Source organism: Actinoallomurus sp. CA-142502 (assembly GCF_050936355.1).
Classification (GTDB): domain Bacteria; phylum Actinomycetota; class Actinomycetes; order Streptosporangiales; family Streptosporangiaceae; genus Actinoallomurus; species Actinoallomurus iriomotensis.
Genome location: NZ_JBNJMY010000001.1, coordinates 4,315,876 through 4,336,989, shown reverse-complemented (window position 1 = coordinate 4,336,989; position 21,114 = coordinate 4,315,876). Strand labels below are relative to the sequence as shown.

The window sequence follows — 21,114 nt, the reverse complement described above, 5'->3', positions numbered from 1 at the left end:
TGCGCTGGGAGGAGTCGGTATGAAACGCAGATTCCCCGCTCCAGGCCCCCTCTCCCGGTCTCTCGCCGCGCTCGTGGCCCTGACGCTCGCCGCGGCCGGATGCGGCAGCGGAGCGAAGGGCTCCGGCAAGGACATCACCATCGGCCTGATCACCAAGACCGACACCAACCCGTTCTTCGTGAAGATGAAGGAGGGCGCCGAGAAGGAGGCCAAGGCCAAGGGCGTCAAGCTGATGACCGCGGCCGGCAGGTTCGACGGCGACAACGCCAGCCAGGTCACCGCGATGGAGAACATGACCGCCGCCGGGGTCAAGGGCATCCTGATCGTGCCGAGCGACACGAAGGCGATCGTGCCGAGCCTCGCCAAGGCGCGCGCCAAGGGCATCGACGTCATCGCCCTGGACACGCCGCCGGACCCGCAGAGCGCCGCCGACGCGCTCTTCGCCACGAACAACCTCACCGCCGGCACGCTGATCGGCCGGTACGCCAAGAGCGTCGAGGGCGCCAAGCCGGTCAGGATCGCGATGCTCGACCTGAACCCGGGCATCACCGTCGGCGTGCTCCGGCACAACGGCTTCCTGCAGGGGTACGGCGTCAAGGACGGCGATCCGAGCATCGTCTGCACGCAGTACACCGCCGGCGACCAGGCCAAGGGCCAGACCGCCATGGAGAACTGCCTGCAGAAGGACCCCGGCATCAACCTCGTCTACACCATCAACGAACCGGCGGCGCTCGGGGCGTACACCGCGCTGAAGGCGGCCGGCCGGACCGGCTCCACGATGATCGTCTCGATCGACGGCGGGTGCACGGGGGTCAAGGCGGTGCAGGCCGGGCAGATCGCGGCGACCGCGCAGCAGTACCCGCTGAAGATGGCAGCGCAGGGCGTGGACTCCATCGTCGCCTGGGCGCGCGGAGGCAAGAAGGCGAGCGGCTACACCGACACCGGCGTCAACCTGATCACCGCGAAGCCGCAGGCGGGCCTGGCGTCCAAGGACGTCGCCTTCGGCCTGGCGAACTGCTGGGGCTGACGCCGATGCCGGAGACCACCAGCACCGAGCCGAGCGGTCCCGCCGTCGCGGACCGGGCCGGGCGGAGCCGTGACGCCGCCGCGGCGGTCGCCCGGTTCGCCGCGGTGCCGACCGTCGGCCCCCTCGCGGCACTCCTCCTCGCCTGCCTGTTCTTCTCGCTGAGCACCGACCGGTTCCTCACCGGCGGCAACCTCTCCCTCGTCGTGCAGCAGGTGATGGAGGTGGGCACGCTCGCCGTCGGTCAGACCGTCGTGATCCTGACCGCCGGCATCGACCTGTCCAACGGCGCCGTCATGGCGTTCGGCACGATCGTGATGACCCGCCTCGCGGTCGGCGGCGACGTGCCGGCGCCCCTCGCGATCGTCATCGGCGTCGTGGTCTGCGCGGCGTTCGGCGCGGTCAACGGAGGCCTGGTGACGATGGCGCGGCTGCCCTCCTTCATCGTCACGCTCGGCACCCTGAACATCGCCTTCGCCCTCACCCACATCTACTCCCACGAACAGACCGTGACGGGGCTGCCGAAGGCGCTGACCGCGCTCGGTGAGACGTTCCCGCTCGGCGACACCGACGTGACGTACGGGTCGGTGGTCATGCTCGTCCTGTTCGCCGTCGCCTGGTACGTGCTCCGGTTCACCGCCGCGGGCCGCCACGTGTACGCCGTCGGCGACAACCCGGAGGCGGCGCGGCTCACCGGCGTCTCCACCCGCCGGCTGCTGATCACCGTCTACACGGTCGCGGGCGCGGTGTACGGCCTGGCCGGGCTGCTCCTGGTCGGCCGTACGACGGTCGGCGACCCGCAGGCCGGCCAGACCGACAACCTCGACAGCATCACCGCGGTCGTGCTGGGCGGAGTGAGCCTGTTCGGCGGGCGCGGCAGCATCGTCGGCGTGCTGTTCGGCGCGCTCATCGTGGGCGTGATCCGCAACGGCCTGCAGCTGATGGGCGTCGCGTCGGTGTACCAGGTGTTGATCACCGGGATCCTGGTCATCCTCGCCGTCGGCGTCGACCGGCTCGCACGGAGGAGGCGTCAGTGAGCCCCATTCTGGAGGCCCATGGGCTGGTCAAGCGGTACGGGCACGTGACGGCACTGGACGGCGCGGACTTCGAGCTGCTGCCGGGCGAGATCCTCGCCGTCATCGGCGACAACGGCGCGGGCAAGTCCACCCTGATCAAGGCGCTCTCCGGCGCGCTCGTCCCGGACGAGGGACGGATCCTGCTCGACGGGCGCCCGGTGCACTTCCACAGCCCGGCCGACGCGCGGCGCGCGGGCATCGAGACCGTCTACCAGGACCTCGCGGTCGCGCCGGCGCTGGACATCGCCGCGAACCTGTTCCTCGGACGCGAGGTACGGCGCAAGGGCGTGCTCGGGAAGGTCTTCCGCCTGCTGGACACCCGACGGATGCAGTCCGAGGCCGACGCGCACATGCGGGACCTGAAAATCGGGATCGGCTCGATGAGCCAGGCGGTGGAGACACTGTCCGGCGGCCAGCGGCAGGGCGTCGCGGTCGCCCGCAGCGCGGCGTTCGCCCGCCACGTCGTCATCATGGACGAGCCGACTGCCGCGCTCGGCGTCAAGGAGTCCGGCATGGTGGTCGACCTGATCCGTGAGGTACGAGAACGCGGGCTACCGGTCATACTGATCAGTCACGACATCCCGACCGTGTTCGACGTCGCCGACCGCATCCACATCCAGCGCCTGGGCCGGCGCGTGGCCGTCGTGGGACCCGGGGACGTCGACATGGCCGAAGCCGTGGCGATCATGACGGGAGCCGCGCCCGGCAACACCACGCGCCGCGACTGAGCGACCGCACGTCGCCCGTCGGGCAGGGGTCGGCGATGGTCGCCGCGAGCAGAAGGAGGGGTTCGTTGCCGCCCGACGAGACGTCGGCACGCCGACACCAGGTGCCCGGCGAACATCGCCGTACCGGGCGGATGACAGCGGCGCGCCGGCACCAGGTCGTGGCGATGGCCGGGGAGGCCGTCGCCGACCTGGTCGCCGACCAGCCAGGAGGCGCCTACGTCGCCGTGCCGGGCGAAGTCCCGGCGAACATCGCCGTACCCGGCGGAAGCCCGGCGAACATCGCCGTACCCGGCGGAAGCCCGGCGAACATCCCCATATCAAACGGCAGCCCGGCGAACATCGCCGTGCCTGGCGACAGCCCGGCGAATGTCGCCTTGCCTGGCGGAAACGCGGCGGACATCGCCGTCGGGTCGGCGCGGCCCGGCACGCCGACCCGGATGGTGGCCCGGATCGGCGCCGACCCCCTCGGCCGAACACTCCGCGACCACCTCACCGCCAACGCCATCGGCGCCGAGACCGTCGTGACCGCACCCTCGTCGCCGGCCCGCATGCACCACGACGCGGACGGCCTGCGAACCGACCGCGAACACCAGGAGGGAATCCGTGCCGTCCGATGAGACGCCGGCGCGCCGGCGCCAGGTCGTGGCGGTGGCCGGGGAGGCCGTCGCCGACCTGGTCGCCGACCAGCCGGCAGGCGCCTACGTCGCCGTGCCGGGCGGAAGCCCGGCCAACGTCGCCGTAGGCCTGGCGCGGCTCGGCACGCCGACCCGGATGGTGGCCCGGATCGGCGCCGACCCCCTCGGCCGAACACTCCGCGACCACCTCACCGCCAACGGCGTCGCCACCGAGACCGTCGTCACCGCGCATGAGCCCTCGTCGCTGGCCCTCGTTCATCACGACGCGGACGGGGTGCCCTCGTTCGACCTGCGGATCCAGGGCACCGCGGACTGGCAGTGGACCGAGGAGGAGGCGGCCGGGCTGCGGCTCGGCGACCTGGCCGCGCTGCACGTCGGGTCGCTGGCGCTCGTGATGCCGCCGGGCGCGGACGTGCTGGCCGCGCTGGCCCGCCGGATGCGCTCGGTGGCGACGATCAGTTACGACCCCAACTGCCGGCCGGCGGTGATGGAGGGCGTCCCGGACGCCCGGGTCCGGGTCGAGGCGCTGCTGCGGCTCGCGGACGTGGTCAAGCTGAGCGACGCCGACCTCGACTGGCTGCGTCCGGGCTGCGGGCCCGAGGAGCTCACCGAGGAACTGCTGTCGGCCGGGGTGAGCGTGGTCGCCGTGACGTACGGCGCGCGTGGCTCGATCGTCGCCGGGCGGCGGTGTCCCCCGCGCCGGGTGCCGGCCTACCGCGTGGACGTGGTCGACACGGTGGGCGCCGGCGACTCGTACATGAGCGCGGTCCTGGCCGGGCTCGGCCGTCGCGGGCTGCTCGGCGCCGGCCGACGGGACGCGCTCGCGGCGCTCGACGCCCCGGACCTGGTCGCGGTGTTCGACGAGGCGGCGCGCGCGGCCGCGCTGACCTGCTCGCGGCGGGGCGCCGACCCGCCGACCCGGGCCGAACTCGACGCGTTCCACCCCACGTCCGGCTGACTCCGGCGAGGCCGTTCGTCCCGGCACGGATGAGATCTGTGCCCCAACTACACGGACAAACGACCATAGAAGCGTTTAGATGGTGCAAGCTATGGTGCTATGCAACATCGGCACCAGGAGACGCGGCGACCCCCGCGCGCCTACGACTTGGATGAACTCACCGGTTCATACGACTCAGAGCGCGACCCCTACGCCGGAGACTTCGCGGAGCCCAAGGGCGTACGCGCTCTTCGTCTGGTCAAGCGGGCGGCCACGAGCACTGTCGTGATCATGACGCTCGTCATCGTGATCGTCTTCGTCATCGTGGCCAAGACCAACTTCGGCAAGGGCAAGCCGCCGCCCGGTGCGGCCGACATCTCCACCAACGAGATGCTGAAGGAGCTGTCGGGGTACCAGATGGACCCCGTCGTCGCCGGCGCCGAGGCCCAGGCCAAGCGCCGCGCGTACGAGAAGGCGGTCGCGGCGGAGAAGGCGGCGAAGAAGAAGGCGGCCGCCCGCGCCAAGGCGCTCAAGGAGAAGCGCGAGTGGGAGGCGCTCAAGAAGCGGATGAGCAACAACCCGAGCGCGGCCGAGAACCAGGCGTACGCCAAGAAGATGAACGCGCTCAAGGGCTGGGGCGGCTGCTGGGGTTCCCTGCTGACGATGTGGAACCACGAGAGCGGCTGGAACGAGCACGCCACCAACCCCGGCAGCGGCGCGTACGGGATCCCGCAGGCCCTGCCGGGCTCGAAGATGGCCTCGGCCGGAGCCGACTGGCGCAACAACGCGATGACCCAGATCGCCTGGGGGCTCGCCTACGTCGGCTCCCGCTACGGGGACCCCTGCAAGGCCTGGGGCTTCTGGCAGGCGCACCACTGGTACTGAGCCGCCCGCCCGTGGCGGGCACGGGACGTCTCAGCTTCCCCGGCCCGCCAGGGCGGCCGCCAGGTCGGTCAGCATCGCGACCCGCTCCGCTCCGACCTCACCGGCCGCGCCGGAGAGCGCGGCGACCGCCCGGTCGGTGCGCCGTTCGGCCGCGCGGCGCGCGGCGGCCATGCCGCCGCTGTTCCGTACGATGTCGGCCGCCTCGCGTACGGCCTCCGGGTCGGGGGCGTCGGGCCGGGCGCGGGCGAGGACGCCGGCGAGCTCCGGTCGCTCCCGCAGCGCGCACAGGACCGGCAGCGTGTAGACGCCCTCGGCGATGTCGTGGCCGGCCGGCTTGCCCATCACGCCCGAGGTCGCGGTGAGGTCGAGCAGGTCGTCGACGATCTGGAACGCCATGCCGATCTGCAGGCCGTACTCGGCCAGGGCGGCGGTCGCCTCCTCGCCGAGGCCGCCGGCCATCGCGCCCAGCCGGCAGGAGGTCGCGAACAGCGCCGCGGTCTTGCCCTCGATCGCCGCGTAGTAGTCGTTCTCCGACCGCGCGGGGTCGAACAGCGCGGCGGACTCGCGCGCCTGGCCGTCGCACAGCCGGATGAACGTCCCGGCCGCCAGCGCGCCCTCGGTGCCGCCCAGCTCGCACGCGACGGCCAGGGCGCGGCCCAGCAGATAGTCGCCGGCGAGTACCGCGCGCACGTTGCCCATGCGGGCGTTGGCGCTGGTGACGCCGTGCCGCTGGGCCGCCTCGTCCATGACGTCGTCGTGCACGAGGCTCGCCAGGTGCAGCAGCTCGACGACGACGCCCGAGGCGACGGAGCGTTCCCGCTCCCCCGAACCGGCGTACGCGGCGGCGAGCACCAGCAGCGGGCGGAGCCGCTTGCCGCCCGCGAGGATCTCGGCCACGGCCTCGCCGATGATCGGCACGTCCCCGGCGACGGCGCGCGCGACGCCCCCCACGCACTCCTCCAGGTCGGCGGCCAGACGCCGCTCGCCGGCGAAGTCCGCGACGACGCGGTGCGGCGCGGCGGTGAGCAGCCCGCCGGTGCGACGGCGGGCGGCCGCGCGACCTGAGGGGTCCGGGGGTGCGGCGACCGCCGACGAGCGTCGCAACGCGTCCGGTGACGTTCCCAACAGGACCTCCCGCGAGTGGGGGACGGGCAGCTCTCGTTGACAACACTATTCAGGAATCCGCCATTGATCGGATTGTGCGAAGTTTTTCGAGAGAACCTCAACCCTGAAGACCAGCTGAGGTCACGGAGGTTCCGGCATGACCGGAAATATGTTATGGTCGCGCGCGATGTTGCACTTAATCGGCACTTGACGGTGATTAAATAGCGATCGCCAATCATGGCGCTGACGTGCGTTTTCTCGCCATTGATGATCTTCGGCCGACGTCCGGGCGCCGGGAAGCACGCCGCCGCCACCCCCGTTACGGGCCCGGCGGCCAGCATCGGCTCCGGACATTGTCATCCGCTTATGGAATCGAACCCGTGCGCGATATTTCCTGGCAGCACCGGAGGCGGAAGGGTTCGTTTTCCCTCGCGCGCGATCGCGTCCAGGCTCAGCTCGCGGGGAGCTTGGACGCGACCGACCGTACGAGCTCGGGCAGCACGGTGTTCACCCAGTAGGCGTGCGCGTCGGTCCGCTTCGGCTGGCCGGCGAAGCTGCCGATGAAGAGCGTCGGCCCGGCCCCGACCGAGAAGGCGATGTGGGGCATGCGGCAGTAGTAGTCGGTGCCGGCGTGCACGCACTCGCGCGCGCCGAGCCCCCCGGGCACGCGTGGCCGGCCCTGGGCCAGCGTGTCGTAGTTGTCCTTGACCGTGTCGGTGTCGCCGACGGCGACGTCCTCGACGCGTACGAGGTCGGGCTGGGAGCGCGGCCTCTTCTCGTCGCCGGCGACCCAGAACCGCGTCTCGCAGGCGGTGCCGGGGGCGTCACGGTCGTCGTCTCCGGCGCCCTCGCCGAGGTTGGTGACGCGGATCTGCTGCTCGCGCGGGGTCTGCTCGACCTTGGTGACCTGCGGCAGCACCGCCCTGAGGTCATCGGCGGTCAGCAGCTCACAGGCCTTCGGCCAGCTGTCGAACCGCGTCAGGCCGTCGGCCTCGGCCGGGGCCAGCTTCAGCGTCGAGGCCGCGATCCGCGGCGTGCCGACCCGTATCGGCGGCGTCGTCCGCGCGTGGTGCCCGCACGACGCGGCCGTCAGCCCGCCGGCGACCAGCGCGGCGGCCGCCGCCCGTCCTCGTGTTCGCGCCATGACACCGCGACCCTAACCGGCCCGGCGCCGCCTCGCGCCGGCAGCCGTGCGTCACCAGGTCAGCCGCAGGCCAGCAGCGGCGGGCCGGAGTCGTCCTGCTGCTCCGGCGTCTCCTCGCCGAGGGCGCGCTGGGCCTGAAGCTCGCGCAGGGCCTTCAGCAGCGGAGCGTCGGCCTCCTCACGCCCGCCGACGTACTGGATGGCCTCGGCCAGTTCTTCACTCGTGAGCTGTGAGAGCGGCTTTCCGCCGGCCTTCCACAGTGGGCTGACGCCCTCATTCATTTGTCCCAACACCTCTTCCCCCCGGGCCCGGCCGGCCCCTACGGGGCGTCGGCCGGGTAACAGAGCATGGCAAGTTCACCTTTGACGTGAACGTCAGCCGCGCGGTTTCAATGCCGAATCGTGATCGATACTTCCCGGCACGATCGGTTTTTAACGCGGAGCGGGCACCGTCTGCGCCGGACCGGTCGCGGCGATCTCCGCGGTGCACTCCGGGCAGCGCCGCGCCCTGATCGGGATGCTGCGCGTGCACTCCGGGCACTCGCGCTCGGTGGCCTCCACGTCGCGCTCGAACAGCTGAAGCAGGCGGGCGACCGGCAGCACGATCACGAAGTACACGACCGCCGCCGAGATCAGGAACGAGATCGCCGCGGTGAGGAACTTGCCGTACTCGAACGGGGTCTTGCCGACGTGGAGCACGAGGTCGTCGAAGTTCGGCTGGCCCCCGACGAGCGCGAGAAGCGGGGTGATGAACGAGTCGACGAACTGCTTGACCAGGCTGCTGAACTGCGTCCCGATCACCACCGCTACGGCGAGGTCGACGAGGTTCCCACGCAGGATGAACTTCCGGAAGCCACTCATGACCCTTCGCTTGCCCTCCGCACTGATTCCATGCCTGATCCACCCGCCGATCACTCATACCGGTGGGTTCGCCGCACCACCGTAGCGGCGCGGCGGCCGGAACAGAGCCGACATCGTCGGTTACGGTCCGATGATGACCGATATCACTGACTTCCGCGGGCTGGTCGCCGCGGAGCACGGCCTGGTGGTCGTCTCGACGCTCCGGGCCGACGGCAGCGTGCAGTCGACCGTGGTCAACGCCGGCGTGCTCCCGCATCCGGTGGGCGGCCACGAGGTCGTCGCCTTCGTCATACGCGGAGGCACGCGGAAACTCGCCAACCTCCGCGAGCGCCCGCGCGCCACCGTCACGATCCGCGCCGGATGGCAGTGGGTCACCGCTGAGGGGCCGGTCGAGCTCGCCGGGCCCGCCGACCCGCTCCCCGGTCTCGGCCCGGAAGACCTCCGGTGGCTGCTGAGAGACGTGTTCACCGCCGCGGGCGGCGAACACGACGACTGGGCCGACTACGACCGCGCCATGGCGTCGGAAGGCCGTACCGCCGTCCTCCTCACTCCGGACCGGGTCTACTCCAACCCATGACGGCCGCCGCGGGTGTCCGCCTTGATGGGGGCGGGCATCATCGTGTCCATGGCGGATGAGGACGGCTACCTGCTCGCCAACGCGCGGGCGGAGGCCGGGACGCGGTTCGAGGCGCTGTCGGCGATATTCGACCCGCCGACGTTCCGGCGGATCGACGCGCTGGGGATCGCGGCCGGGTGGCGGTGCTGGGAGGTGGGGGCCGGAGGGGCGTCCGTCCCGAGGGGGCTCGCCGACCGCGTCGGCCCCACCGGACGGGTCCTGGCGACCGACATCGACGTCCGCTGGGCGCGTGCGGCCGCGAGCGAGGTGGTCGAGGTGCGCCGGCACGACGTCGCCCGCGACGACCCGCCGGACGAGGGGTTCGACCTGGTGCACGCGCGTCTGGTGCTGGTGCACGTCGCCGACCGCGAGCGGGCGCTCCGCTCGATGGTCGCCGCCCTGCGGCCCGGCGGCCGGATCCTCCTGGAGGACGCCGACCCCGCTCTGCAGCCGCTCGCCTCCCCGTACGAACACGGGCCGCGCGAACGGCTGGCCAACCGGATCCGCACCGGGTTCCGCGCGATGCTGGCCGAACGCGGCGCCGACCTCGCGTACGGGCGGCGGCTCCCCGCGTCGCTCCGGGCGGCCGGGCTGACCGGCGTCGCGGCCGAGGCGCACTTCCCGATCGCCTCCCCCGCCTGCGACCTGCTGGAGACGGCGACCGTCGCCCACATCCGCGACGGGCTGGTCGCCGGCGGTCACGCGACCGAGGAGGAGATCGAGCGCCACCTGGCCAACGTGGCGGCCGGCGGAATGGACCTGGCGACCGCGCCGATGGTCGCGGCCTGGGGACGCCGCCCGGAGTGAACCGCACGAGGCCCCCGGCCGTCTCACTGATGGGGCGGCCGACATGACAGGGGGGCCGGTGCAGTTCATCGAGTCGAGCATCGTCGGGCTGCGGTCGGCGGTCATCACGCTGACGTGCCGTACGAGCCCGCTGCGGTTCGTGCTCTTCCCCATGGTCCACGTGGGAGAGCCCTCGTTCTACGCCGAGGTCACGGCGCGTGTGCGCGAGTGCGCGATCATCGTCGCCGAGGGGGCACCGGCCGGCACCGCACCGGTGCAGGAGCGGATGTCACGGCTGCGCCTCGACCGTCTCGTCGACCAGAACAACGCGCTGGACCTCGGGTCGCTGGGCATCCCGGTCTTCTGGGAGGCCGTGCCGCCTCCCCCACGGACGCACGCCGAGCGGATCCGGAACACGGCCGAGGACGCCTTCGGCGCGGTCGCGCTGCGCCTCCTGGGGCGGTACGGGGACCCGCTCAGCCTGCCGAGCCGCGACCAGGCCGAGTCGTACGACGAGCGCTGGGTGGAGGGACGTACGGCGCGGTGGTTCCGGGACCGCGTCGTCGACCGGCGGGACGACGCGCTCAACCACCGCCTGTCAGCGCTCTACCAGGAGCATCGCGAGCGGCCGATCGCGGTGGCGGTGGTGTACGGGGCCGCGCACATGCCGGCCGTCGTCGAACACCTGCGGGCGGAGTTCGACTACTCCGTCAAGGGGGCGGAGTGGCTCATGGTCGCCGCCGCCCCGAGCTGACCGGACCCGCTCAGCCCTCCGGGTCCGGCCAGCGTCTGCGTCCCGGTCCGGTCGGGTGCGTGCCAGTGACGCCCATGACCACCGAGTAGAGGCTGGTCCGCGCGGTGATGAACAGGCGGTTGCGCTTGGCTCCGCCCCAGGCGATGTTGGCGACCCTCTCGGGGACGTTCAGCCGTCCGAGCAGGGTGCCGTCGGGGTCGTAGCAGTGCACTCCGTCGTCCATCGCGGCCGCCCAGAGCCGGCCGGCGTCGTCGAAACGAAGGTTGTCGAAGCGAGCCGTCCCCCGGGCTTCGGCGAAGGTCCGGTCGGTCGACAGCGTGCCGTCATCGCGGACGTCGAAGACCCGGATGCGGCCCGCCCGGGTGTCGGAAACGAAGAGCCGCCGCTCGTCGGGCGAGAAGACGAGGCCGTTCGGGGCGCCGAAGCAGTCGGCGACCAGTCGCACTTCGCCGGTGGCGGGATCGACGCGGTAGACGTTGTTGGAGCCGATCTCGCTCGGCGCGCGATGGCCCTCGTAGTCGCTGGTGATGCCGAAGTCCGGGTCGGAGAACCAGATCGAGCCGTCAGACTTGACCGCCGCGTCGTTCGGGCTGTTCAGGCGCTTGCCCTGCCAGCGCTCGGCCAGCACCGTGACCGTGCCGTCGTGCTCGGTCCGGGTGACCCGGCGGTTGCCCTGCTCGCAGGTGACCAGCCGGCCCTGGCGGTCGAGGGTGTTGCCGTTGGTGTGCCCGGCGGTGTGGCGGAAGACACTGACGGCGCCGGTCTCCTCATCCCAACGCAGCATCCGGTCATTGGGAATGTCACTCCAGATCACCTGCCGCCAGGCGGGCAGGTAGATCGGTCCCTCGGCCCAGCGGCAGCCGGTGTACAGGACCTCCAGACCACCGTCACCGGACATGCACCGGCCGGTACGGAACCGGTCGTCGAACATCTCGTACAGCGCGGGGCGCTCGCCGGCCATAGGGGTCCTCTCCATCCAGACATCCACCGAATCAACTTCGGCACATCTGGAAGATAACAGGATGAGATATGGTCACCGCAAGACAAATCTGAATGGAGCGCCGTGGATCGGATCGATCGTGCCCTGCTGGCGCATCTCCAGCAGGACGCCACCCAGTCCTATGCCGCGCTGGGCCAGGCCGTGGGCCTGTCCGCCGGAGCGGCGCACGAACGCGTGCGGAAGCTACGGGAGCGCGGCGTGATCCGGCACACCACCGTCGACGTCGACCCGGTGGCAGTGGGCAACGCCGTCCTGGCCTACGTGATGATCGACTCGGTCTCGTGGATGGGCGATTCGGCGCAGGACTTCGCCGCGATCCCGGAGATCCTGGAGGCGCACGTCATCGCCGGGAGCGCATCGGTGCTGGTGAAAGTCAGGACCGCGACCACCGAGCAACTACAGGACGTGCTGCGCCGGATCTACGCGATCAACGGAGTCAGCGGGACGCAGGCCACGGTGGTGCTGGAGACGCTCGTCGAGCGGCCGGTCTCCCCGCACGGTCCCGATCAGGGATGATCTCGCGCGGTTCTCAGCTCTCGGACGCCAGGGTCCGTGCCTCGTTCAGCACCTCGTGCACCGGGCGGCCCGAGGCGAGAGCAGCCGCGCGGGCCTCGTCGTACTCCGGCTGGGCGGTCACCACCCGGCCGCCGAGCAGTCCGCGTTTGACGCCCACGACGGCGCCGCCGACGTCCACCTCGACGCGGTCACGGCGCAGCGAGCGTCGTTCGACCGAGGACACCCGCACGCCGAGGCTCGTCGTCCGTTCGAACACCACGCGGCACACCGCGTCGAGGCGCGACGGCTCGACCAGGACGCTGAGTACCTGACCCGGCCGTCCCTTCCGCATCAGCGCCGGTGAGCACCAGGCGTCCGCCGCCCCGGCCGTGCGGAGTTCGTCCAGCACGTCCGGCCACAGCCGCGGGTCCAGGTCGTCGATGGTGCTGTCCACGCGGTGCAGCTCCGCCGACGCCCAATCCGCGGACGAGGACGACGCGGATCCCACGACGACGCGCACGACGTTGGGATGCCCCTCGGGGTCGGCGGTGCCGGCGCCCGTGCCGACCGCGGTGGGCGTGCAGTCGGGCATCGGGCCCCAGCCGGTGGCGAGCGTCGCGAGCAGCGCCGCGCCCGTCGGCGTGCACAGCTCCATGCTCGCCGGATGCGACCGCAGCGGCGCGCCGGCCTCCGTCAGCAGCTCCAGCACGGCGGGCACCGGGACGGGCAGCGGCCCGTGCGCGGCCCGTACGACGCCGGACCCGGCCGCCACCGGCGACACGACGCGTACCGGCGCGTCGAGCAGGTCCAGGCTGTGCAGCGCGAGCGCGCAGCCGGTGACGTCGGCGATCGCGTCCAGCGCGCCGACCTCGTGGAAGTGGATCCGCGAGACGTCCACGCCGTGCACCCGCGCCTCGGCGCGGGCCAGCCGTTCGAAGACCGCCAGCGCGAACGCGCGCACCTCCTCCGGCAGCTCGGCCGCCGACAGCACCGCGGTGACGTCCGCCAGGTTCCGTGACACGTCGTCCGGCGGCACGCGCACGTCGGCGTGCAGGGCGCGCAGGCCGTGCCGCCGCACCGGCGTGGCCTCGACCTCGAGCGGGCCCACGGCGAGACCGCGCAGCCCGGAGCGTACGGCCTCGAGGTCGGCGCCGGCGTCGAGCAGCGCCGCGAGCAGCATGTCACCGGCCGCGCCGTTGCCCGCGTCGACCCAGAGCGCCCTCACCCTGCGGTCCTGGCGGTCCGGCGCGCGATCCGGGCGGCGGCCACTCCGGCGCCGAACCCGTTGTCGACGTTGACCGAGACGACACCGGGCGCGCAGCTGTTGACGGTGGCGAGCCAGGCGGTGACGCCCTCGAGGTTCCAGCCGTAGCCGACGCTGGTCGGCACGGCGATCAACGGCACGCCGACCAGGCCGCCGAGCACCGACGGCAGGGCGGCCTCCATCCCGGCCACGGCGACGACGACGTCGGCCTCGTCGATCCGGTCGCGCTGGGCGAGCAGCCGGTGGATGCCCGCGACGCCGACGTCCACGATCTCGTCGGGCTCGGCGCCGAACACGGCGATGGTCGTGGCGCACTCGCGGACCACCGGCAGGTCCGACGTGCCGGCGGCGACCACCGCGACCCGGCCCCGCGTCTCGGTGCGGCCGAGCACGGCCGTGCGGCCGACCGGATCCAGCACCGCGTCCGGCAGGTGCTCGGCGCACGCGGCGAGCGCGTCCTCGGACAACCGTGTCGCGAGGATGGCGCGGTCCGGATGCGCCTCGTGCAGGGCGCGCAGCGCGGCGACGATCTGCCCGGGCGTCTTGCCCTGCCCGAACACCACCTCCGGGTCGCCGGTGCGTGCGGCGCGTGCGGTGTCAAGACGTGCGAAGCCCAGGTCGGTGACTCCGTCAGGCTGAGATACCGTCATCGGAGTCCCTCGACTGATAGGTGTTGCATGGTGGACGTTGCGGTCCTCTCCCAGGATCTGCTGGCCGAGATGGCAGGCTACGGCAGAACTCTCGTCGCGTTCTCCGGTGGTGTGGACTCCAGTGTCGTCCTCGCCGCGGCGGTACGCGCGCTCGGCGCCGGACAGGTGGCCGCGGTCACCGCGGTCTCGCCGTCGCTGCCGGCCGCCGAACTCGACGCGGCACGGGAGTTCTGCGCCGGTCTCGGCGTGACGCACCACACGCCCGCCACCAACGAGATGGACGTGCCCGGCTACCGCGAGAACGGTCCGCGGCGCTGCTACTTCTGCAAGAGCGTCCTGCTCGACACCGCGAACGCGCTCGCCGCCGACCTCGGCTTCGAGACGATCACCACCGGCACGAACGCCTCGGACATCGCCGCCGGGTTCCGGCCCGGCATCGGCGCGGCGGCCGAGCGCGGCGCGCGCACGCCGCTCGCCGACGCGGGGCTCGACAAGGCGGCGGTACGCGCCGTCGCGCGCCACTGGGGGCTGCCCGTCTGGGACAAACCGGCCGCGGCCTGCATGGCGAGCCGCGTCGCGTACGGGATTTCGGTCACACCCGCCCGGCTGGCGCGCATCGAGCGGGCCGAGTCGGCGGTCCGCGGCGTCCTGGGCGGCGCCGTGCGCGACCTGCGGGTCCGCGACCTCGGCGACGCCGTGCGCCTCGAAGTCGACTCTGAGCTGGTCGAACGCGCCCGCGAGGACCACGCGGTCGGCGTCGCGATCCGCGACGCGGGGTTCGCCTCGGCACCCATCAGCGTGGAGATTTTTCGCTCCGGATCCATGAACGACGTGTTGGTGGATTCGGATACTGGAGAATGAACGAGACCTGAATTCGGTCGGACCCTCCCGGCCGTTGGTCGCCGGACTTCCAGCCGTTAGTCTTGCCCGGTACAGCTCGCGACGGGACGGCTCATGCCCACGATCGGAGAAAGCCAGCGGATGACGCCAGACCGACATGAGTTTCACCGTCTCGGCAGCTCACATGTACTTCTCACCGGCGCCACCGGCTTCCTCGGACAGGCGACGCTCGAGAAACTCCTGTCCTCTCACCCGGAGACCCGGGTCTCGGTGCTGATCCGGCCCCGGCCGAACCAGCCGGCGCAGCGCCGCTTCGACGGCCTGCTCCGCAAGCCCGTCTTCCGCCGGCTGCGCGAGCAACTCGGCGAGGAGGAGCTGCGCCGCATCGCCGCCGAGCGCGTCACCGTGATCGAGGGCGACCTGGGTGAGGTGACGCTGCCGGGCGACATCGACGTGGTGGTGCACGGCGCGTCGACGGTCTCCTTCGACCCGCCCATCGACGAGGCGTTCCGCACGAACGTCTCCGGCGTGGTCACCCTCTACGAGGCGCTGCAACGGGCCGGCGCCGACCCGCACGTGGTGCACGTGTCCACCGCGTACGTCGCGGGCGTGCGCAAGGGCGTGGTGCCGGAGGACCGGCTCGACCACACGGTCGACTGGCGCACGGAGCTGGAGGGCGCGCTGGCCACCCGCGCCGACGTCGAACGCGACTCGCGCCGCCCGGAGGTGTTGCGCAAGTCCGTGTCGCGGGCGCAGGGCGAGCACCGCAAGGCGGGCCCGCAGTCGGTCGTCGCCGCCGCCGAGGAGGCGCGGCAGGCGTGGGTGACCGACCGTCTGGTCGACTACGGCCGCGCCCGCGCGCAGAGCCTCGGCTGGCCGGACGTCTACACCTTCACCAAGGCCCTGGGCGAGCGCGCGGCCGAGGAGATGTGGGGCGAGCGCCGTCTGTCGATCGTCCGCCCGGCGATCGTGGAGAGCTCGCTGCGGCACCCGCACCCGGGCTGGATCGACGGCTACAAGATGGCCGACCCGCTGATCATCGCGTACGGGCGCGGCATCCTGCCGGAGTTCCCCGGCCTGCCCGACAGCGTCGTCGACATCATCCCGGTCGACCACGTCGTCAACGCCACGCTCGCGGTCGCCGCGGCGCCGCCCGAGCGCGGCACGCCCGCCTACTTCCACGTCGGGTCCGGCTCGCGCAACCCGCTGTCCTTCCGCGGCCTGTACGAGAACGTCCGCGACTACTTCCGCAAGCACCCGATGCCGGCCGGCGAGCGCGGTCACATCCGAGTGCCGCAGTGGCGGTTCCCCGGCAGCCGGCAGGTCGAGATGATGCTCAGCGGCAGCGAGCGCGCCACCGCGGTGGCCGAGCGCGCGCTGCTGCGGCTGCCGGCCTCGGGCAAGACCCGCGAGTGGATGACCGCGGTGCACCGGCAGCAGACCAACCTCGACTTCCTGCGCCGCTACGCCGACCTCTACCAGGCCTACACCCAGGCGGAGGTCATCTACGACGACAGCCGCACACACGCGCTGCACCGCACGATCCCGCCGGAGCTGGTGGACGAATTCGGCTTCGACCCGTCGGTCATCGACTGGGGGCACTACCTCCAGGAGGTGCACTCCCCCAGTGTGACCGAGCTGATGCGCGGCTTCTCGCGCGGACGCGGCGGCAGCCGCCGTACGGCCGCGCCCGCGCTGCCCGAGCGCACCGACATCGCGGCCGTGTTCGACCTCGAGGGCACGATCGTCGCCTCGAACCTCATCGAGTCCTACCTGTGGGCCCGGCTGTCGTCGCTGCCGCGGTCGCAGTGGAGCGGTGAGCTGGCCGACCTGGCCCGTTCGCTCCCCCGCTACCTGCGGGCCGAGCGCCGCGACCGGGGCGACTTCGTCCGCGCGTTCCTGCGCCGCTACGAGGGCGCCGACATGGCCGGGCTGCGTGACCTGGTCGACGACACGCTCGGCGACGCGCTGCTCCAGCGGGTCATGCCCGAGGCCGTGCGCCGGATCCGCGCGCACCGCGCCGCCGGGCACAAGACGATCCTGATCACCGGCACGGTCGACGTGTTCGTCCGGCCGCTCGCCGGCCTGTTCGACGAGGTCGTGGCCAGCCGGATGCACACCCGCGACGGCGTGCTCACCGGTTACCTCGACTCGCCGCCGCTCGTGGACGAGGCCCGCGCCGCCTGGCTGCGCCGGCACGCCACCGACACCGGCATCGACCTCGACGGCTCCTACGCCTACGCGGACAGCTACTCCGACCGGCCGCTCCTGGAGGCGGTCGGCAACCCGGGTGCGGTCAACCCCGACCCGTCGCTGTACCGCCACGCCAAACGCAAGCACTGGCGCATCTACGAATGGGGCGCCCATACCCGTGGACGCGGAGATGTTCTGCTCGACACCATCACCGGGACGGTGAGCGCCCGATGATCCTCGCGCTCGAGTACCACCGCTCGCCGGCCCGCTTCATGGCGGCGCGCGGGCTCACGGCGACCCGCGCCGGCGGCAAGATGAGCGGCATGATCGCCGGCAACGTGTCGCCGATGCGCCTCGTCAACCGGCATGCGCCCGAGCTGCCCGGCGAGGGCTGGACGCGCGTGACGCCCCGGCTGTCCGGCATCTGCGGCTCCGACCTCGGGATGCTGACCGGGCGGTCCTCTCCGTACCTGTCGCCGATGACCTCGATGCCGTTCGTTCCCGGTCACGAGGTCGTCGGTGAGACGCAGGACGACGTGCCCGGCGTGCCGAAGGGCTCCCGGGTGGTGATCGACCCGGTGCTCTCCTGCGCCGCGCGCGGCACCACCGAGTGCCGCTGGTGCGCCTCGGGCCAGCAGAGCCGCTGCGACCACATCACGACGGGCCGGATCTCCGCCGGGCTGCAGACCGGGTTCTGCGCCGACACCGGCGGCGGCTGGAGCCGGCAGTTCGTCGCGCACGTCAGCCAGCTGCACGTCGTGCCCGACGCGCTGTCGGACGAACGCGCCGTCCTGGCCGAGCCGCTCGCCTGCGCGGTGCACTCGGTACGCCGTGTGAAGGTCGCGTCCGGGTCCACCGCCGTCATCATCGGCGCGGGCACGGTCGGCCTGCTCACGCTGCTCGCGCTGCGCCAGCTCACCGACGTCGGCGCGGTGTACGTCGTCGCCAAGCACGGCCACCAGCAGGAGAAGGCGAAGGCGCTCGGCGCCACCGCCATCATCGAGCCCCGCAAGGCCGTACGCGCGCTGCGGCGCGTCACCACCGCCCGGATGCACTCGCCCGAGCGCGGCGATGACTTCCTCCTCGGCGGCGTCGACCTGGCCTTCGAGTGCACCGGCGGCGCCGGCGGCCTCGACACCGCGCTCCGGCTGGTCCAGGCCGGGGGTACCGTCGTCGTGTCCGGCATGCCGTCGGGCAACGTCGACCTGACCCCGCTGTGGTACCGCGAGCTGCAGCTCGTCGGGGCGTACGCCTCCGGCGCCGACGGGGCCGACTTCGCCGACGCCATCCGGCTCGCCGAATCCGCGCCCCTCGACGGCTACGTCGGTACGACCTACCCCCTCGCCCGCTGGCGCGAGGCCCTGACCCACGCGGCGGACGCGGGGCGTCTCGGAACTGTCAAAGTCGCCTTTGATCCGGCCCGTTAGGAAGGTTGAGAGTGAGCAGACCAGGCTTCGTACTCGACGTGGATGAGCGGACACCACCGCTGCTCATGCACCAGGGTGAGGGCTTCCGGCTGGAGCGGCTGCCGCTCGGCGCGAAGGTCATCTACCCGCCGGACTCCCTGCCCGGGATCCGGAACGTCGACGCCGCCATCAAGCACGCACTGCTCAACCCGCACGGCACCGACCCGCTGCCCGAGCTCCTCACGCCCGGGATGCGGCTGACCATCGTCTTCGACGACCTGTCGCTGCCGCTGCCGCCGATGCAGACGCCGGACGTCCGGCAGCGCATCATCGAGCAGGTGCTGGAGATGGCCGCGGCCAAGGGCGTGGACGACGTCGAGCTGATCGCCGGCAACGCCCTGCACCGCCGGATGACCCCGGCCGAGCTGCGGCGCACCGTCGGCGACCGTGTCTTCCAGGCGTTCTTCCCCGAGCACCTGAAGAACCATGACGCGGAGGACCACGACAACCTCCTGCACATGGGCAAGACCAAGCACGGCGAGGACGTCGAGATCAACCGCCGGGCCGCGGAGAGCGACCTGATCGTCTACGTGAACATCACGCTGACGGCGATGAGCGGCGGCGCGAAGTCGGTGTCGGTCGGGCTGGCGAGCTACAAGAGCCTCAAGCACCACCACAACGTGCACACGCTGCGGCACTCGAACTCCTTCAACGACCCGCCGAACTCCGCGATGCACCACTCGTACGAGCGGATGAAGGGCCTGATCGACGAGCACGTCAAGGTCTTCACGATCGAGACGACGCTCAACAACGAGACGTTCCCGTCCTCGATGGGCTTCCTCAACAAGCGCGAGTGGGAGTGGAATCTCCGCGACCAGGCGTCGTACGTCGCGGTGAAGCGGGCCAACGAACTGCTGCCGGCCAAGACCCGGCGGCGCATCTGGCAGTCGACCGCCGCGCCGTACGGGGTGACGGGCGTCCACGCGGGCCTGCAGTCCGAGGTGCACCCGATCACGCTGGGCAACGTGCACCGCCAGCAGCTCACCGAGGTGAACGGCCAGTCCGACGTCGCGATCTACGGGCTTCCCTACATCTGCCCGTACAACGTCAACTCCGTGATGAACCCGATCCTGGTGATGTCGCTCGGGCTCGGCTACTTCTTCAACCTGTACAAGAACAAGCCGATCGTCCGGCAGGGCGGGGTGGCGATCTTCTACCACCCGGTGCCGAACGAGTTCCACCCGGTGCACCACCCGAGCTACATCGACTTCTTCGAGGAGATCCTCACCGAGAGCACCGACCCGGTGCTGCTGGAGACCAAGTACGAGGAGCAGTTCGCCACCGACCCCTGGTACATCCAGCTCTACCGGAACAGCTACGCCTACCACGGCGTGCACCCGTTCTACATGTGGTACTGGGGCGCCCACGCGCTGGAGCACCTCGGTGACGTGATCTTCGTGGGCGGCAACCGGAAGACCACCGCCCGCATGGGCTTCCGCTCCGCGACGACCCTCGCGGACGCCCTGGAGATGGCCAAGGACACGGTCGGCTCCAGCCCGTCGATCACCTATCAGCACAACCCGCCGCTGACCCTGGCGGATGTGCGATGAGCATCCGCCGGGAGGTCAAGCTGCTGCGGCACGGGCGCGACTGGCGCGGCCGGTCGACCGTGCCGAAGTCGGCGCAGCCGCACGAGCTTGAGCACGAGGACCGGGAGTTCCCGACCGCCTGGGCCCGTACGCGGGTCGCGGTCGCGGCTCGCGCGGGGTTGCGACGTACGCTGCTCAAGCCGGTCGTCTGGGGCCAGACGACTCCGGTCGTCGAAGGCACCGAATACCTCGACGGCGTCAAGGGCCCGGTGGTCTTCGTCGCCAACCACTCGAGCCACCTCGACACACCACTGATCCTCGGCTCGATGCCGGAGCGGTTCGCCGACCGGGTGGCGACGGGCGCGGCGTCGGACTACTTCTTCGACGTCCGCTGGCGCGCGACCCTGACCGCGATCTTCTTCAACGCGTTCCCGGTCGAGCGCTACGGTTCGCGGCGGCTGCGCAGCCTGGCCCTCGACCTGGTGGACCAGGGCTGGAGCCTGCTGCTCTATCCCGAGGGCACGCGCTCGGAGGACGGCTGGATGAACCCCTTCAAGCTCGGCGCCGCGGCGCTGTGCGTGACGAAGGGCATCCCGTGCGTGCCGATCGCGCTGCGGGGCTCGTACGCCGCGATGCCGCGGGGGCGCAACTGGCCCCAGCCGGGCAAGCCGCGGGTGACGGTGCGCTACGGCCGCCCGCTCACGCCGGAGGAGGGCGAGGACGTCCGTTCCTTCCGAGTGCGGATGGCCAAGGCGGTCAGCCAGCTCGCGGCCGAGGAGGACATCGGCTGGTACGGCGCGCTGCGCGCGGCGGCGGACGACCGGCTGCAGATCCCGGGCGGCGCCCGTCCGACCCGGCCGGGCGCGCTGAAGCCGGCCGAGGAGCCCAAGGCGGAGGAGAACGGCAAGGCCGCCGGGTCGCCGGGCGAGCAGGTGGCGCACTGGCGCCGCATCTGGGCCTCGACCGAGCCGCTGGGCGGCAAGCGCCGCAAGGTCTGGCGCGACTGACCCTCGCAGCCGATCACGCGACAGGAGCGTCCCCGTACGGGGGCGCTCCTGTCGCGTTTCACCGGCCCCGCTCGCCGCCGGCGGCATCGGTGCGGTCCGGGGAGTGGTCCGGCCGTGTGAA

Annotated in this window: 22 protein-coding genes; 15 read left to right on the top strand and 7 right to left on the bottom strand. The window is 71.9% G+C overall.

The features are described 5' to 3' along the window. Positions 1–19: 19 nt before the first annotated feature. The 6 genes from ACQEV1_RS20910 to ACQEV1_RS20885 all read left to right on the top strand — a co-directional run bounded on the left by ACQEV1_RS20910 (position 20) and on the right by ACQEV1_RS20885 (position 5,285). Positions 20–1,027: a sugar ABC transporter substrate-binding protein gene (locus ACQEV1_RS20910; RefSeq protein WP_433395353.1), complete on the top strand. Its 1,008-nt coding sequence runs from the start codon at positions 20–22 to the stop codon at positions 1,025–1,027. Positions 1,028–1,032: 5 nt separating this feature from the next. Continuing rightward, positions 1,033–2,061 (top strand): ABC transporter permease, encoded by a 1,029-nt coding sequence (locus ACQEV1_RS20905; RefSeq protein ID WP_285620001.1) that lies wholly within the window; start codon positions 1,033–1,035, stop codon positions 2,059–2,061. Further along, positions 2,058–2,828, top strand: a complete 771-nt coding sequence (locus ACQEV1_RS20900; RefSeq protein WP_285620003.1) for an ATP-binding cassette domain-containing protein — start codon at positions 2,058–2,060, stop codon at positions 2,826–2,828. The genes ACQEV1_RS20905 and ACQEV1_RS20900 overlap by 4 nt, the downstream gene beginning before the upstream one ends. A 65-nt stretch (positions 2,829–2,893) precedes the next feature. After that, complete coding sequence (locus ACQEV1_RS20895; protein WP_433395350.1) at positions 2,894–3,445, top strand: hypothetical protein; 552 nt, start codon at positions 2,894–2,896, stop codon at positions 3,443–3,445. Beyond that, positions 3,432–4,421 (top strand): carbohydrate kinase family protein, encoded by a 990-nt coding sequence (locus ACQEV1_RS20890; protein ID WP_433395348.1) that lies wholly within the window; start codon positions 3,432–3,434, stop codon positions 4,419–4,421. The genes ACQEV1_RS20895 and ACQEV1_RS20890 overlap by 14 nt, the downstream gene beginning before the upstream one ends. 99 nt (positions 4,422–4,520) lie before the next feature. Then, entirely contained in the window at positions 4,521–5,285 is a 765-nt protein-coding gene (locus tag ACQEV1_RS20885; protein ID WP_285566178.1) for a lytic transglycosylase domain-containing protein, read from the top strand. 30 nt (positions 5,286–5,315) lie between these two features. Here the strand turns inward: ACQEV1_RS20885 and ACQEV1_RS20880 are convergent, their stop codons facing one another. From ACQEV1_RS20880 to mscL, 4 genes are all read right to left on the bottom strand, one after another. Continuing rightward, on the bottom strand, positions 5,316–6,410 hold the full coding sequence (locus ACQEV1_RS20880; RefSeq protein ID WP_433395346.1) for a polyprenyl synthetase family protein: 1,095 nt from the start codon (positions 6,408–6,410) through the stop codon (positions 5,316–5,318). A 430-nt stretch (positions 6,411–6,840) separates the two neighbouring features. After that, positions 6,841–7,533, bottom strand: coding sequence for a hypothetical protein (locus ACQEV1_RS20875; protein ID WP_285620009.1), 693 nt, complete (start codon positions 7,531–7,533; stop codon positions 6,841–6,843). A gap of 59 nt (positions 7,534–7,592) precedes the next feature. Next, a complete protein-coding gene (locus ACQEV1_RS20870) occupies positions 7,593–7,814 on the bottom strand; it encodes a hypothetical protein (protein WP_285620011.1) in 222 nt (73 codons plus the stop codon). A 150-nt stretch (positions 7,815–7,964) separates the two neighbouring features. Next, positions 7,965–8,393 carry a large conductance mechanosensitive channel protein MscL gene (mscL, locus tag ACQEV1_RS20865; protein ID WP_433395343.1) on the bottom strand — a complete coding sequence of 143 codons (429 nt, stop codon included), beginning with the start codon at positions 8,391–8,393 and terminating at the stop codon, positions 7,965–7,967. A 133-nt stretch (positions 8,394–8,526) separates the two neighbouring features. Between mscL and ACQEV1_RS20860 the strand changes: the two genes are divergently transcribed. Genes ACQEV1_RS20860 through ACQEV1_RS20850 form a run of 3 tightly spaced genes read left to right on the top strand, consistent with a single transcriptional unit; the run spans position 8,527 to position 10,549 of the window. Further along, positions 8,527–8,970: a TIGR03618 family F420-dependent PPOX class oxidoreductase gene (locus ACQEV1_RS20860; RefSeq protein ID WP_433395341.1), complete on the top strand. Its 444-nt coding sequence runs from the start codon at positions 8,527–8,529 to the stop codon at positions 8,968–8,970. A 48-nt stretch (positions 8,971–9,018) separates the two neighbouring features. Then, on the top strand, positions 9,019–9,816 hold the full coding sequence (locus ACQEV1_RS20855) for a methyltransferase (protein ID WP_285620014.1): 798 nt from the start codon (positions 9,019–9,021) through the stop codon (positions 9,814–9,816). A gap of 43 nt (positions 9,817–9,859) precedes the next feature. Then, positions 9,860–10,549, top strand: coding sequence for a hypothetical protein (locus ACQEV1_RS20850; protein WP_285620015.1), 690 nt, complete (start codon positions 9,860–9,862; stop codon positions 10,547–10,549). A gap of 10 nt (positions 10,550–10,559) precedes the next feature. Here ACQEV1_RS20850 and ACQEV1_RS20845 read toward each other — a convergent pair whose 3' ends face one another. Further along, the gene (locus tag ACQEV1_RS20845; RefSeq protein ID WP_433395338.1) at positions 10,560–11,525 is read right to left on the bottom strand and encodes an SMP-30/gluconolactonase/LRE family protein; all 966 of its coding nucleotides are present in this window, start codon (positions 11,523–11,525) and stop codon (positions 10,560–10,562) included. Between the two features lie 87 nt (positions 11,526–11,612). Between ACQEV1_RS20845 and ACQEV1_RS20840 the strand changes: the two genes are divergently transcribed. Beyond that, positions 11,613–12,065 carry an Lrp/AsnC family transcriptional regulator gene (locus tag ACQEV1_RS20840; RefSeq protein ID WP_285620018.1) on the top strand — a complete coding sequence of 151 codons (453 nt, stop codon included), beginning with the start codon at positions 11,613–11,615 and terminating at the stop codon, positions 12,063–12,065. A gap of 13 nt (positions 12,066–12,078) precedes the next feature. On the opposite strand, the gene larC is transcribed toward ACQEV1_RS20840, so the two are convergent. Next, complete coding sequence (gene larC, locus ACQEV1_RS20835) at positions 12,079–13,269, bottom strand: nickel pincer cofactor biosynthesis protein LarC (RefSeq protein WP_433395336.1); 1,191 nt, start codon at positions 13,267–13,269, stop codon at positions 12,079–12,081. Continuing rightward, the gene (gene larB / locus ACQEV1_RS20830) at positions 13,266–13,958 is read right to left on the bottom strand and encodes a nickel pincer cofactor biosynthesis protein LarB (RefSeq protein ID WP_285620021.1); all 693 of its coding nucleotides are present in this window, start codon (positions 13,956–13,958) and stop codon (positions 13,266–13,268) included. The genes larC and larB overlap by 4 nt, the downstream gene beginning before the upstream one ends. A gap of 27 nt (positions 13,959–13,985) precedes the next feature. On the opposite strand from larB, the gene larE reads away from it, so the two are divergent. The 5 genes from larE to ACQEV1_RS20805 all read left to right on the top strand — a co-directional run bounded on the left by larE (position 13,986) and on the right by ACQEV1_RS20805 (position 20,993). Beyond that, positions 13,986–14,819, top strand: coding sequence for an ATP-dependent sacrificial sulfur transferase LarE (gene larE, locus ACQEV1_RS20825; protein ID WP_433395333.1), 834 nt, complete (start codon positions 13,986–13,988; stop codon positions 14,817–14,819). Positions 14,820–14,939: 120 nt separating this feature from the next. Then, the gene (locus ACQEV1_RS20820; protein WP_433395331.1) at positions 14,940–17,225 is read left to right on the top strand and encodes an HAD-IB family hydrolase; all 2,286 of its coding nucleotides are present in this window, start codon (positions 14,940–14,942) and stop codon (positions 17,223–17,225) included. Continuing rightward, positions 17,222–18,418 carry a zinc-dependent alcohol dehydrogenase gene (locus tag ACQEV1_RS20815; RefSeq protein ID WP_285620026.1) on the top strand — a complete coding sequence of 399 codons (1,197 nt, stop codon included), beginning with the start codon at positions 17,222–17,224 and terminating at the stop codon, positions 18,416–18,418. The genes ACQEV1_RS20820 and ACQEV1_RS20815 overlap by 4 nt, the downstream gene beginning before the upstream one ends. Positions 18,419–18,429: 11 nt before the next feature. Continuing rightward, a complete protein-coding gene (locus ACQEV1_RS20810; protein WP_285566198.1) occupies positions 18,430–20,007 on the top strand; it encodes a lactate racemase domain-containing protein in 1,578 nt (525 codons plus the stop codon). Continuing rightward, positions 20,004–20,993 (top strand): lysophospholipid acyltransferase family protein, encoded by a 990-nt coding sequence (locus ACQEV1_RS20805; protein WP_433395329.1) that lies wholly within the window; start codon positions 20,004–20,006, stop codon positions 20,991–20,993. The genes ACQEV1_RS20810 and ACQEV1_RS20805 overlap by 4 nt, the downstream gene beginning before the upstream one ends. The last annotated feature ends 121 nt before the right edge of the window (positions 20,994–21,114 follow it).